Annotated in this window: 10 protein-coding genes; 9 read left to right on the top strand and 1 reads right to left on the bottom strand. The window is 71.7% G+C overall.

The genetic code is table 11. The features are described 5' to 3' along the window. Positions 1-2 precede the first annotated feature (2 nt). The 7 genes from cysK (at position 3) to QHF83_RS33535 (ending at position 8,997) form a co-directional block, all read left to right on the top strand. Positions 3-968 (top strand): cysteine synthase A, encoded by a 966-nt coding sequence (gene cysK, locus QHF83_RS33565; RefSeq protein ID WP_282422094.1) that lies wholly within the window; start codon positions 3-5, stop codon positions 966-968. A 34-nt stretch (positions 969-1,002) separates the two neighbouring features. Then, on the top strand, positions 1,003-1,281 hold the full coding sequence (locus QHF83_RS33560; RefSeq protein ID WP_282422093.1) for a MoaD/ThiS family protein: 279 nt from the start codon (positions 1,003-1,005) through the stop codon (positions 1,279-1,281). Positions 1,282-1,297: 16 nt separating this feature from the next. Next, entirely contained in the window at positions 1,298-2,233 is a 936-nt protein-coding gene (locus QHF83_RS33555) for a cysteine synthase family protein (RefSeq protein ID WP_282422092.1), read from the top strand. Further along, complete coding sequence (locus QHF83_RS33550) at positions 2,227-2,775, top strand: Mov34/MPN/PAD-1 family protein (protein ID WP_282422091.1); 549 nt, start codon at positions 2,227-2,229, stop codon at positions 2,773-2,775. Before QHF83_RS33555 ends, QHF83_RS33550 begins: the two co-directional genes overlap by 7 nt. 6 nt (positions 2,776-2,781) lie before the next feature. Further along, complete coding sequence (gene cysC / locus QHF83_RS33545) at positions 2,782-4,476, top strand: adenylyl-sulfate kinase (RefSeq protein ID WP_282422090.1); 1,695 nt, start codon at positions 2,782-2,784, stop codon at positions 4,474-4,476. Positions 4,477-5,764: 1,288 nt separating this feature from the next. Beyond that, entirely contained in the window at positions 5,765-7,447 is a 1,683-nt protein-coding gene (locus QHF83_RS33540; protein WP_282422089.1) for a hypothetical protein, read from the top strand. 416 nt (positions 7,448-7,863) lie between these two features. Then, the gene (locus tag QHF83_RS33535; protein ID WP_282422088.1) at positions 7,864-8,997 is read left to right on the top strand and encodes an alpha-hydroxy acid oxidase; all 1,134 of its coding nucleotides are present in this window, start codon (positions 7,864-7,866) and stop codon (positions 8,995-8,997) included. A 6-nt stretch (positions 8,998-9,003) separates the two neighbouring features. Here QHF83_RS33535 and QHF83_RS33530 read toward each other — a convergent pair whose 3' ends face one another. After that, positions 9,004-9,642, bottom strand: coding sequence for a hypothetical protein (locus QHF83_RS33530; protein ID WP_282422087.1), 639 nt, complete (start codon positions 9,640-9,642; stop codon positions 9,004-9,006). A 172-nt stretch (positions 9,643-9,814) separates the two neighbouring features. Between QHF83_RS33530 and QHF83_RS33525 the strand changes: the two genes are divergently transcribed. Both QHF83_RS33525 and QHF83_RS33520 read left to right on the top strand, forming a co-directional pair. Further along, on the top strand, positions 9,815-11,449 hold the full coding sequence (locus QHF83_RS33525) for a serine/threonine-protein kinase (RefSeq protein ID WP_282422086.1): 1,635 nt from the start codon (positions 9,815-9,817) through the stop codon (positions 11,447-11,449). Continuing rightward, positions 11,446-13,332, top strand: a complete 1,887-nt coding sequence (locus QHF83_RS33520) for a PEGA domain-containing protein (RefSeq protein ID WP_282422085.1) — start codon at positions 11,446-11,448, stop codon at positions 13,330-13,332. The genes QHF83_RS33525 and QHF83_RS33520 overlap by 4 nt, the downstream gene beginning before the upstream one ends. Position 13,333 lies beyond the last annotated feature (1 nt).

Below are 13,333 nucleotides of genomic sequence, written 5' to 3'. Positions count from 1 at the left end.
TGATGCACGAGCCCGGGAAAAAGCCTGCATTGCCCTCGCATCCGCGCGTGGTCGGCTCGGTGCTCGACCTCGTCGGCGACACGCCGCTCTTCGAGATCCAGGGGGTCGACGTGGATACGCCGCGCGGCCGCGTCTTCGCGAAAGCCGAGCAGCAGAACCCGGGCGGCTCCGTGAAGGACCGCATCTGCCTCGCGATGATCGAGGCCGCCGAGGCGAGCGGCGCGCTCGGTCCGGGCGGCGTCGTCGTCGAGCCGACGAGCGGAAACACGGGGATCGGGCTCGCGCTCGTCTGCGCGGCGAAGGGCTATCGCTGCGTGCTGACGATGCCCGCGAGCATGAGCCTCGAACGGAGGCAGCTCCTCGAAGCGTACGGCGCCGAGGTGATCCTCACCGAAGCCGAAGAGCAGATGGAAGGCGCCATCACGAAGGCGCGCGAGATCGTCGAGACGACGAAGGGCGCGTTCATGCCGGCGCAGTTCGACAACCCCGAGAACCCGCGCGTCCACGGCGAGACGACGGCCCGCGAGATCCTGCAGGCGATGGCGAACGAGCCGATCCACGCGTTCGTCGCGGGCGTCGGCACCGGCGGCACCGTGAGCGGCGTCGGCGAGCTCTTGCGCCGGAGGAGCCCGCGTCCCCGGATCGTCGCCGTCGAGCCCGAGGCCTGCGCCACGATCTCGCGCGGCGAGCGCGGGCCCACGAAGATCCAGGGCCTGGCGCCGGGGTTCGTGCCGAAGAACTATCACCCCGAGCACGTCGACGAGGTGCGTACGGTGAGCGATCGGGCGGCGTACGAGACGAAGGTCGCGCTCGCCCGCAAGGAGGGGCTGCTCGTGGGGATCAGCGCGGGCGCGGCCGTCCGGGTCGCGCTCGACGTCGCGCGCGAGCTCGGCCCCGGCGCCAACGTGGTCACGGTGCTCTGTGACACGGGGGAGCGATATTTCAGCCTCGACGAGTACTTCAAGTAGCAGCGAGATCAACGCATCCCACGGAGAGATCCACATGCCTGTCGTTCGTATCCCCACCCCCATGCGCACGCTGACCGCGAACAAAGACGAGGTCGAAGCGACGGGCACGACCGTCGGCGAGATCATCGAGGACCTCGAGAAGCGCCACCCGGGCTTCCGCGACCGGCTGCTCGACGCGAAGGGCGTCCGCCGCCACGTGAACATCTTCGTCGGCGACGAGGACATCCGCTTCCTCGAGGGCCTGAAGTCCGAGGTCAAGCCGACGGATCAGGTCTCGATCGTGCCCGCGATCGCGGGCGGCAGCGACGCCTAGGATGCGGTCGTCGCTCGTGCGGTCGCGCCGCTTCGGCTCGGTGACCGAGGCCGTCGGCAACACGCCGCTCGTCCGCCTCGATCGCGTGGCCCGAGAGGCGCCGAGCGTCGAGGTGTACGCGAAGCTCGAGTTCGCGAACCCCGGCGGCTCGGTGAAGGACCGGGCCGCGCTGCGGATGATGACGAAGGCGATCGAGGAGGGGAAGCTCGGCTCGGGCAAGATCCTCATCGACTCGACGAGCGGCAACACGGGCGTCGCGTATTCGATCTTCGGCGCCGCGCTCGGCGTGCCCGTGCGCCTCGTCATGCCCTCGAACGTGACCAAGGCGCGCAAGGACATCGCGCGCGCCTTCGGCACGGAGATCATCTTCAGCGATCCGATGGAGGGCTCCGACGGGGCGATCCGGTACGTGCGCGAGATCGTGGCGAAGGATCCGGAAGTCTATTTCTACCCGGACCAGTACTCGAACCCGAACAACCCGCTCGCGCACTACCACGGCACGGCCGTGGAGATCCTCGACGCCCTCGGCGATCGCATCACGCACTTCGTCGCGGGGATCGGCACGAGCGGGACGATCGTGGGCACGTCGCGCCGGTTGAAGGAGCACACGCGCCCGATCCGCTGCGTCGCGGTCGAGCCCACGGAGGCCATGCACGGGCTCGAAGGGCTGAAGCACCTGCCGAGCTCGCTCGTGCCGGCGATCCACGACGCGAGCGCCTACGACGAGACGCGGAGGGTCACCACGGAGGACGGCTGGGACATGGCCGACAGGCTGGCGCGCGAGGAGGCGCTGCTCGTCGGGCATTCGAGCGGGGCGAACGTGTTCGCGGCCGTGGAGATCGCCAAGGAGCTGCACCAGACGGTAGGCGGCGGGTGCGTGGTCGCGATCGTGTGTGATCGCGGCGATCGATACTTCGCGCCGATGAAATGGGAGAGGCGTTATCTATGGTGACGGATCATCCGTGGACGCGCGGCAACCTGACGATCACGCGCGCCGCGCTCGCCGTCGTGGAGAAGGACGCGCTCCGGGGGTACGCGGCGGACGAGGAGGCGTGCGGGTATCTGCGCGGCCCCGCTTCGATCCCGCTCCACTGCGACGAGGCCGTGATCCTGCAGAACGTCGCGAACAAGCTGCATGCGATCGATCCGGAGCGGTACTTCCGCACGGCGCGCACGTACTTCTCGTTCAACGAGAAGAAGTTCGACGACGCGGTCCGCGCCGCGGCGCGTGAAGGCCGCCCCGTGAAGATCCTCTATCACTCGCACCTCGACGCGGGCGCGTACTTCAGCCCCACGGACGCGGCGGTGATGAGCATGGGTGAGCCGCCCGCGCACGAGGGCGGCGAGATCACGATGGGCCCGGGCCCGGCCTGGCCGCTCGCGTTCCTCGTGACGAGCGTGCGCGACGGCAAGATCGACGAGCACCGGCTCTTCGTGTGGGACGCGGAGGCGCGGGTCTTCGTGGCCCAAGCGATCACGGTCGTCGAGGAGTAACGCGACGTGAGCGGCTTCGTCGTCTGGTTCACGGGTCTCTCCGGCGCCGGCAAGAGCACGCTCGGCGCGCTGCTCGCGGCGGAGCTCCGCACGCGCGGCGTGCACGTCGAGGTGCTCGACGGCGACGAGGTGCGCACGCACCTGTCGAAGGGGCTCGGTTTTTCCCGGGAGGATCGCGACACCAACGTGCGCCGCATCGGCTTCGTGGCGAAGCTCGTCGCGCGGAGCGGCGCGTGCGCGATCACCGGCGCGATCAGCCCGTTCCGAGCGATCCGCGACGAGCAACGCGCGGCCGTCGAGAGGTTCGTCGAGGTGTACTGCTCGGCGTCGATCGACGCGCTCGCCGAGCGGGATCCGAAGGGCCTCTACCGCAAGGCGCTGGCGGGCGAGATCAAGGGGTTTACGGGGATCGACGACCCGTACGAGCCGCCCGAGTCGCCCGAGGTCACCGTGTACACGGACCGCGAGAGCAAGGAAAAGAGCCTCGCGCGGATCGTCGCGCGGCTGGAGGAGCTCGGGTACGTCCCTGCGCTGAAGCGGAGCGTGGGTGGCGTGCGCGCGCATCTCCGCCCGCCGCCGCTCGGATGGCCGCACGGAGGAGAGCTCACGAGCCGCGCCACGACCTCGGCCCCGCGGGGGCAGCTCGCCGAATACCTGCGATCGAAGCCGGTGATCGACCTCGACGCGGAGGCCGAGATCGACGTCGCGCTCTTCGCGACGGGCGCGCTCTCGCCGCTGAAGGGGTTCCTCGGCGAGAAGGATTTCCTTCGTGTCGCGAGGGAGATGCGGCTCGAAAACGGCCTGGCCTGGCCCGTGCCGATCACGCTGCCCGTGAGCGAGGAGGTGGCCGGGGGGCTGCGCATCGGCGCGATAGCCACGCTGCGGGCACGGGACGGTCGAACCGTGGCGATGATCGAGGTGAACGACGTGTACCGCCCGCCGACGTCGCTCGCCTCGCCGCTCGGCGAGGAGGATCCGGATCTCGCGCGGGCCCTTGCGCGCGGGCCCGTGCTCGTGGGCGGCCAGGTGTCCGTGTTCGAACCGAACACAGGGCCCTCGCTCCACGGCGTGGGCACGACGCGGAAGATGTTCAGGGCACGGGGCCTCACGACCGTCGCAGGCATACGCGCGCGATCGCTGCCGCGTCGGGCCGAGGAGCACCTGGCGAAGGTGGCGCTGGAGATCACGGGAGGGCTGTGGTTCCAGGTGATCGAGGCGCTCGAAGGCGACGGCGAGCCGGAGGCGGCGAGCCTTTCCATGCGCCTGCGCTCGCACGAGGTCCTCGTCGAGCGGTATTTCCCGGCGGAGCGGGTGGTCCTGTCGGCGGGCCTGCCGGCGCGGCGCGGCGGGGGGCGGCAGGCGGTGCTCGACGCGATCGTGTGCCAGAACCACGGGTGTTCCCACGCCCTCCTGGTCGGATCGACGTACGCAGGCGGCGTGAGCGGTGCAGAGCGGGCGTTCCGCGTCTATGCTCCCGGAGAGCTCGGGGTCGTGCCACTTTGCTTCGAGGACGCGTTTCACTCCACCCGGACGAACTCGATGGCGACCTCGCGGAGCGCCCCCGGGGACACGTCCACGTGGATCACGCTCACCGAGGCGGAGATCCTCGCGATGCTCGCGCGCGGCGAAGCGCCGCCGCCCGAGGTGCTGCGGCCCGAGATCGCAGAGGTGCTCGCCGCGGGGCCTCGCTCGCAGCCCTGATCACGGGCGCCCTCTTCGTCTTCGCCGCGCCCGGCGCGAAGGCCGAGCTCGCCGAGGACGCCGATCGCCTCGCGCGCACCTGGAAAGCCCGCGGCGCCGAGACCGCGCGCCTGCCGACGGTCTTCCTCGAACACGGTCGGAACAAGCGCGTCGAGGTCTCGCAAGAGCGCCCCGAGGACGAGGTGCCCGGCTGCACGACGGTCGTCTTCCTCGGCGCGCCGAGCGCCGACTTCGCCGTGCTCACGGCCGCCGAGGCCGACGGCCCCACGTTCCCGCCGGGCCTGCTGCCGCAGGGCCATCCCACGGTCGACGCCGAGGATCGCGGCACGAAGAGCTCGCTCGGCGCCGTGTCGCTCGTTCGATGCGGCCCGCGGCGCGCCGATCTCGATCGGCTCGTCGTCTCGATGCGCTCGCCCCGCGGCGCGCTCGAGGTCCTCGTGGCGCGATCGCCCGCGCCGCTCGGCGATCACCGCGAGGCCCTGCCCGAGCGCGCCTTCGGCCTCGTCGCGCCGCGCGGCAATCCAGGGAGGCCCATCGAGCCGGGTCCGCTCGCCGAGCGCACGGTCCGCGCCGAGGAGCGAGCGCACGCCGAAGGTGCGGAGCGGTTCACGCGCGTGCCCATGGTCGCCTCGGCCGAGGGCGCGGGCGAGTACCAGCTCCGCCTCGGCGAAGGCTGCCACCGCGTGCAGATCATGGCCGCCGTGCCCCCGACCTTCCCGCACCGCGCGACGGATGTCGACGCAGAAGCGCGCGACGACGCGGGCCGCGTGCTCGCCCGCGATCGCAGCGAGACCGCGGACGCGCGGCTCGACTTCTGCCTCGGCGAAGCGACGCGCGTCACCGTGCCGTTCGCGGGCGCGGCGGGCGTGGTGCCGATGATGGCGACGGACGCGGTCTGGGCGATCCCGCGGGCGATCCCGAACCACTGGGGCGCGCGCACGCGTGCCGGCTTCGCGTACGCGCTCCGCAGGCGAAACGCGCCCGAGCCCACGACGGCGCCCGTCTTCGAATCGCTCGGCGTCGCGGGCCCGACGATGGTGCCGATCACGCTGGAGCCGGGGCGCTGTTACCTCGCGGCCCTCGCGGTCGCGCGGGGCGAGTCGCGGGGCCTAAGGCTCGCGGCGACCGTCGGCGACAAGTACGTGCGCGACGAGGTGGTCGATCGTCCCGAGGGCGCCGTGCTCGCGTTCTGCGCCGAGAGCGAGGAGTCGGCGCGGATCGACGTCGAGGCGCGCGGCTCGGGCGTCTGGTGGACGTTCGCGCTCTTCGCGCTCGGAGGGGGCGAACCTTGAAGCGTCTGCCCGTTCGTATCGCCTCGCTCGCGCTTGCCGCGCTCGTCGCGGGGTGCGGCGGCGCGCCCGTGAAACCGGAAAAGCCCGCGGCGGCGCGCCCCGCGCCTCCACGCGTGCTCCCGGGGAAGGCCGATGGACACGCGCTCCTCGCCGCGGACGCCGCGCGTGTGAAGGAAGCGGGCGCAGGCGCGCTCGAGGTCGTCGCCTCGGAGTACCTCTCCGAGGGCGACAAGTTCGGCGCCTTCGTCGAGATCCCGCTCGACGCGTGCGCGCTCGTCATGGCGCGCGGATCGCCCTCGGTCGTCGACGTGGATCTCTTCGCGTACGAGGACGACGGCGCGAGCTTCGCCGTCGACGAGTCGACGGACGCGCGCCCGGCGCTCCTCGTCTGCCCGCCGCACCCGAAGCGGCTCTGGCTCGCGGCGCGTGTCGTGGCGGGCTCGGGCCTCGTCGGCCTGGGCGTGCAGAGCGTGCCGACGTCCGCCATGGCCGCGGTGGAGCAAGCCGCCGGCGCGCGCGGCCGATCCGGCGGCGAGACGGGCCGGCTCGAAGCGTGGCCCGGGCTCGAAGCAAAGCTCATCGCGCATCGCGCCTGGCTCGGCGGCCGCTGGGAGGACGTGCGCCGCGCGGCCGTGCCCGTCGCGCCACGCGCCGCCACGCGCCTCACGATCGCCGTCGAGGCAGGCCGCTGCCTCGACGTCTTCGTCTCCCCGAGCGACGAGGTCGGCTCGCTCGAAGTCGTCGCAGAGGACCCCGCGGGCCGCATCCTCGCGCGTGGCAAGGATCGCGGCCGCGACCGCTCGATCGTGCTCTGCTCCGCCACGACGAACGAGGTGACGGTCGCGATCCGCCCGCGCGCCTCCACCGGCCTCGCCGCCGTCGTGGCGAGCCGCTCGGCGCCGGGCGCGGGCGCGGCCCTCGACCCCTCCGCGCGCGCCGAGCACGTCACCGAGGCCCGCGAGCTCGACCAGGCCCGCGCGGCCCTCGCGAAGGACCTCGCCGGCAAGGGCCTCGGCGCCCCGAAGACCGTGCTCGTCGGCTCGGCCAAGCTCGGCAGCCGCGCCGCCGCCTCGCTCGATTTGCCCGCCGGCTGCGCGCGCATCGACGTCGTCGCGGGCAAGCCGCTCGCCGACGCCGCGGCCTCGCTCTGGAACGATCGTGGCGCGCTGCTCGCCGAGGGCCGCGGCGGCGCGGGCGTCACGCTCTTCGCTTGTGGCCCGAGCGGCCCAGCGCGGCTCGACGTCGAGGCCCTCGCGCGCCCCGGCCCCTTCGCGGTCGAGCTGCGCAAGGACGACGCCGCGCCCGCCGCGCTCGTCGCGCATCCGCTCGCGGCCGCGCGCCTGCTCGCCGTCCTCGACGCCGGCGGCGCGCGCATCTCGGCCGCGTCCGCTTCCGGGGCCCAGGCCGTCTCGCTCGACGCGGGCGCGCGCACGGCCTTGCCCTTCGATGTCCCCGCGCGCGGCTGCGTCGAGGTCACGGCGGCGCTCGATCGCGGCGGCACGGGCCTCGATCTCCGCCTCGCCAACGCCGCTACCGGCGAGAACACCGTCACCCGCGGCCGGTTCGTTCTGGCCGACCGCCTCTGCGCGGGCGACGCCGGAGCCAAGGGCAATGCCGAGCTTCGTCTCCTCGCGGGCAAGGCCGACGCCCTCGTGCTCGTGCGCCCTCTGCCGCCGTAGGGTCTCTTCTTGGGGCCGCCGCGCCGGGGCGCTGCCCCGGGCCCCGCGGGGGCTGTTCGCCCCTCGACCCGAACCAGGGCAAGCCCTGGACCTCAGGGGGAAGAACTGCGCGATGCGCAGTTCTTCCCACAGGCCGGTGGCAAGACCACGGGCAACGTTGCCGGTCGCGGCGGTCTCGGTTGGCAGGGTCGTCGCCGGTCTTGCCTCGGCCCGTTCGATGAACTGCGCATCGCGCAGTTCATCGACCCCGGGTCCAGCGCTTGCGCAGGCCCCGGGTCCAGGGGCGGACAGCCCCTGGTGGGGCCTGGGGCAACGCCCCAGCGAAGCGCCTCCAATACTCAGCAATCGAGCCCCTCCTCGCGCCCCTCCACGGGATTCTCGTCGATCATCACCGTTGGTGGTAAAAACGGCGCGACATGCATTCGAGCGACGACTCCGGGAACCCACCGCTCCACGCCCCGCAGCGGGACGCCTCCTCCGGCCTCCTGACCGTCCGTGATTTCGAGAAGTCCGCGCGCGCCGTGCTCTCGGCCATGGCGTACGATTATTATCGCTCCGGCGCCGACGCCGAGCGCACGCTCCGGGAGAACCTCCGCGCCTATCGCCGCTGGCAGATCCATTCGCGCGTGCTCGTCGACGTCTCGCGCCTCACCCTCGAAACCGAGATCCTCGGCGCGCCCGTGTCGATGCCGATCCTCATCGCGCCGACGGCCTACCACAAGCTCGCGCACCCCGAGGGCGAGCTCGCGACCGCCCGCGCCGCTGCCCGCGCCGGCACCGTTTATACCGTCTCCACCCTCGCCACGACCTCCCTCGAAGACATCGCGCGCGCCTCGAATGGCCCGCTCTGGTTCCAGCTCTACGTCCACAATGACCGTGAGCTCACCCGCTCGCTCGTCGAGCGCGCCGAGGCCGCCGGCTATCGCGCCATCGTCCTCACCGTCGACACCCCCATCCTCGGCCGCCGCCTCCGCGACGTGCGCAACGGGTTCGGCCTGCCAACCGGCCTCGTCATGGCGAACCTCGTGAACACGAACGTCGCCGCCGGCGCCTCGGGCTCGGCCCTCCACCGGTACATTGCGTCACGGCACGACGCCTCGCTCTCCTGGCGCGACGTCGACTGGCTGCGCGGCATCACCCGCTTGCCGTTGCTCCTCAAAGGAATCGTTCGTCCGGACGATACATTGCGCGCGATCGACGCCGGCGCCGCCGGCATCATCGTCTCGAACCACGGCGCGCGTCAGCTCGACGGCGCGCCGGCCACGCTCGACGTCCTGCCGCGCGTCGTCGCGGCGGCTTCCGGCCGCGTCCCCGTGCTCGTCGACGGCGGCGTGCGCTGGGGGACGGACGTGCTCAAGGCCCTGGCGCTCGGGGCGAGGGCGGTCATGCTCGGCCGGCCCGTCCTCTGGGGCCTCGCGGCGGCCGGCGAGGCGGGCGTCCTCCGGGTCCTCGACATCCTGCGCGACGAGCTCGCGACGGCCATGGCGCTTTCCGGCTGCCCCTCGCTCGCGTCGATCGACCGCTCCCTCCTCGAACCGCGCCCGCGTTGACGCGCTTTACTTGCACACCGAAATGCCCGCCACGGCGCCCGCCGGCGAGCAGACCGCAGACAGCGCGCAATCCTGGTTCACGTGACAAACCACGCGCGGCGACACCGTCGTCCCGAGCCGCGGGTGCGTGAAGGTCCCCGCGCACTCGCCTTTCGGCACGCACACGGCCGCGATCGTCCGGTCGCCCGGGATCAGGCAACACGCCTCCGCGCCGCAATCCTCGGGCCCGTCGCACTCGAAGATCACGCCCTCCCCGTTCGCCGTCCGCGGGCACGATCTGCCGTCCTGCGTGCACGACGGCGGCTCGAACGTCGCGCAGCACGCCGTATCACAAACGTTCGTCCCGCAACGAATTTGCTTCTTCGCGAGCACCGGCCGCGGCCGCGGCGGCTCCACGCCTCGCGCGGCCGTCTCGGCGGCCGGCGCATCACAGGCGCACGGCGAATACCGCGCCCCCTCGTCGTCGCAGACCTGCGTCCCCTGCGCGCCCGCCGGACATGCGCACGCGACCTGCTGACCCGGCACGCACTCCTTCGACCGGCAACCGCCTGACACTGCGACAAGAACGAGCGGCACGACGAGGCGCGCCCCGAGCGCGAGGAGGCGACGGACGACGCGGGCGGAGCGAGGATGGAGAACGGGCATCACGAGGGCGAAGAGATGTCGAGCCTACGGCCGATCGACCCTCCACGTCGATGTGGTTTCCGCGTGCGCGGGCGAAAGCTCGCCATGGAGCCCTGCCTTCGGATCATGATATGCTCGCAGGTGGCTTCATTTTGCCCGCGCACGGTCGGGCTCACGAGAGGGGTGTCGGGGCGTGTCCATCGCAGAAGGCGCCATCATCGGCGGCAAGCTTCGGCTCGAACGACCTCTCGCCAAGGGCGGCATGGGCGCGGTCTGGGTCGCTCGCCACCAGCTGCTCGACACCGACGTCGCCGTGAAGTTCATGGAGGGCAGCATCGCGGCGAACGAATCGCTCCGGCAGCGATTCGAGCGCGAGGCCAAAGCCGCGGCCCTCATCAAGAGCCCGCACGTCGTGCAGGTCCTCGACTACGGGGTCGAGGACGGCATCCCGTACATCGTGATGGAGCTGCTCGAAGGCGAGGACCTCGGCAGGCGCCTCGAGCGCGGCGGCCGCCTCGATCTCGCCGAGGCCTACCGCATCCTCGAGCCTCTCGGCAAAGCGCTCCGCCGCGCGCACGACCTCGGCATCGTCCACCGCGACCTCAAGCCCGGCAACATCTTCCTCGCGCGGAGCGGCGACGACGAGATCGTCAAGGTCCTCGATTTCGGCATCGCCAAGGACGTCACGATCACCGGCCCCGCCACCTCCACGAGCTCCGGCGTGATGCTCGGCTCTCCCTCGTACATGAGCCCCGAGCAGATCCGCGAGACCAAGCAGGTCGATCACCGCAGCGATCTCTGGTCGATCGGCGTCATCCTGTACGAGTCGATCACGGGCCGCCTCCCCTTCGACGAGGCCGAGAACATCGGCAAGCTCCTCGTCACGATCTGCACCGACGACGCCCCGCCGCCCTCGTCGCTCGTCCCTTCGCTCGACCCCGCCGTCGATCGATTCTTCGAGCGAGCGCTCGCGCGCGACAAAGCCGCGCGTTTCCAGAGCATGGCCGAGCTCGTCGAGGCCTTTGGCCTCCTCGCCGGGATCCGCGCGACTTTGCGATCACGGCCGAGCATCGAGATCATCCCGTCGAGCGGCAAGGCCGTCGATGCGCGCACGAACAAGCTCGGCACCGATGTCACCGTCGCCGCCCCGATGACGATCGACGGCGGAGATCGCGCCTCGTCGCCCCGCGCATCCGCCTCCGACCCGCGGAGCACGCTCTCACCTGCCGAAAGCGGCGCGCGCGCGTCCTCGTCGCGTATCTTCGTCCCCGTCGTGCTCGGCGCGGCCGTCGCGCTCGCCGTCGGCGCCGGCCTCATTCTCACGCGGGCCTCGAAGACCGACGCCGACGCTTCTCCCGAGGCGCGCGGCGCCTCTGCGCCTCCCGCGGGGATCTCCTCGCAAGGGGGCCCCGCCGTCGCTCCGGTCGAAGCGCTCCGCACCGCGCGCCTCCTCGTGAACCCGCCCGACGCCCAGGTCGAGGTCAATGGCCGCAGCGCCCCCGTGGATCGCGACGGATACGTCACCATTTCCGGCGCGCTCGGCAGCACCCACGCCTTGCGTATCCACAAGGACGGCCGCGAGACCCGCGTCGAGGTCGCCGTCACCGCGAATGGCGCATTACCGGACAAACTCACGCTCGAAGGCGACGACCCGAAGCTCGCGCAGACGAGCACCAAACCCAAGCCCGGGGCTCCGCCTTCGTCGGCCGCCCCTCCGGCGGGCCCTGCGACCACGACGGCGCCGGTCACGACGGCGGCCCACCCGGTCCCGAAGCCCACGGCAACGACGCCCTCCAAAGATCCCCAGCCCGCGCGAACCTTCGAATGAAACGCTCTGCGGCCCTCCCCTCCCCGATCTGCCAGGCCCTCGCCGCCCTGCTCGCCTCGACCTTCGTCACGTCCGCGCTCGCTCAGAATGCACCTGCTGGACAAACCACGTCCAAGCCGCAGCCCTCGTGGATGAAAAAAGGCGGCCCGCTCCCGCCGCCGCCTCCACCGCCGCCCCCGCCGCCCGATCCCGCGGCCGAGGCCGAGGCCAAGGCCAAGGACGACGCGCGCAAGCATTTCGAGCAGGGCCTCGCGCTCTTCGACGCCGGCTCCATGGAGGCCGCGCTGCCCGAGTTCCTCACGTCGCTCTCCATTTACCCGACCCGCGCCGCCAAGAAAAACGCCGCGCTTTGCCTTCGCCGCTTGAATCGCTTCGACGAAGCGTTCGACATGAACGAAGAGCTCCTCGCGTTCCCGGGCATCACCGAGGAGGAGAAGCAGGTCGCGCTCCGCGAAATTGCCGAGCTCCGGCCGCTCGTCGGCGACCTCGTCATCGAAGGCGTCCCCGCCGGCGCGACCATTTCGATCGACGGAAAACCCCGCGGCACGACGCCCCTCGAAAACCCCCTTCACGTCCCCGTCGGCGAGCGCACCGTCCGCATCTTCAAGGCCGGCTTCGAGACGCTCGAAGCGCGATTGCAGGTCGTCGGAGGCAAAACGGCCAAGCTCCCGGCCGTCCTCTCGCGACTGGAGCTCGCCGGCTGGCTCCAGGTCGACGAGGCCTCCGGCTATTCGATGGAGGTCCTCATCGACGGCGCGGCCGTGGGCAAGACGCCCTGGCGCGGGCTCGTCGCGTCCGGCGACCACCTCGTCAGCCTGCGCGGCGAAAAACGCCTCGGCACCCAGCCGGCACGCGTCGAGGTCCGCCCGAGCCTCATCACTCCGATCCTGCTCATCGCCGAGGAGCTGCCTTCGGTCCTGCGCGTCGAGGCCAGGACGAAAACCGCCGACATCTCCGTCGACGGCGTCCGCGTCGGCCGCGGCGCGTGGGAAGGCCCCGTCCGGGCCGGCTCGCACCGCATCGAGATCACCGCGAATGGGTTTGTCCGAGAGGAGCGACGCGTCGAGCTCGAAGCCGGCAAACGGGAGGCCGTCGCGGTCGCCCTCGAGCCCGTCCCCCCGCCGTCGGGGTTCTGGGCGGACAAACGCCTTTTCGGCGAGCTCGGCGCCACGTTCGCCATCGCGCCCACGTTCGGCGGCAGCCTCGACGCGAGCTGCACGGGCTCGTGCGCGGCCTCGCTCGGTCTCGGGGGCGGCGGCACGCTCCGCTTCGGCCTCGAAATCCGTCGCAAATGGGCCGTGGGCGTCGAGCTCGGCGGCCTCGTCGCGCGCCGCGCCTTCACGGATCGCCCCGGCGAAGACGTGCACGTCTTCGGCAACATCGCGCCCAACAAAGGCCTCACCAACGACGTCATCACCCTCGGCGGCGCGCAGGTCGGCGCCTCCGTCGCGCGCACCGTGGGCGAGCGATTCCCCGTCACGTTCCGCCTCGGCGTGGGCGGCTTCTTCGGCTCGGCCGAGGACGACCGCTCCGGCCATTACAATACGACCGCGCGCGACATCCCCGACCCGACGAGCGCCACCGGCACGCGGCGCAAGGAGAGCGTGCCCTATACGGTCGATCGGGTCACCGAGACGCAGGCAGCGATCGGCGTCTACCTCGCGCCCGAGGTACGGGCTGGCATGCGAATCTCGGAAAAGCTCGACGTCGCCCTCTCGGTCTCGGCCCTCGTACTTTTCGTCCCCGAGCCTCCCGCCTGGGTGCCCGAGCAAGGGTATGTCCAGGCGAGCACGGACGGTCAGGGCAAATATGACTCCGACACGCTGACCGGCGCCTCGATGTTCGCGGTATCTCCCGGTCTCGTGGCGACGTACCGATTCTGAC

This window comes from Polyangium sp. 15x6, from assembly GCF_029960785.1.
GTDB lineage: Bacteria > Myxococcota_A > Polyangia > Polyangiales > Polyangiaceae > Polyangium.
The sequence above is the reverse complement of the archived record's forward strand: the minus strand, read 5'-3'. Positions and strand labels throughout refer to the sequence as shown.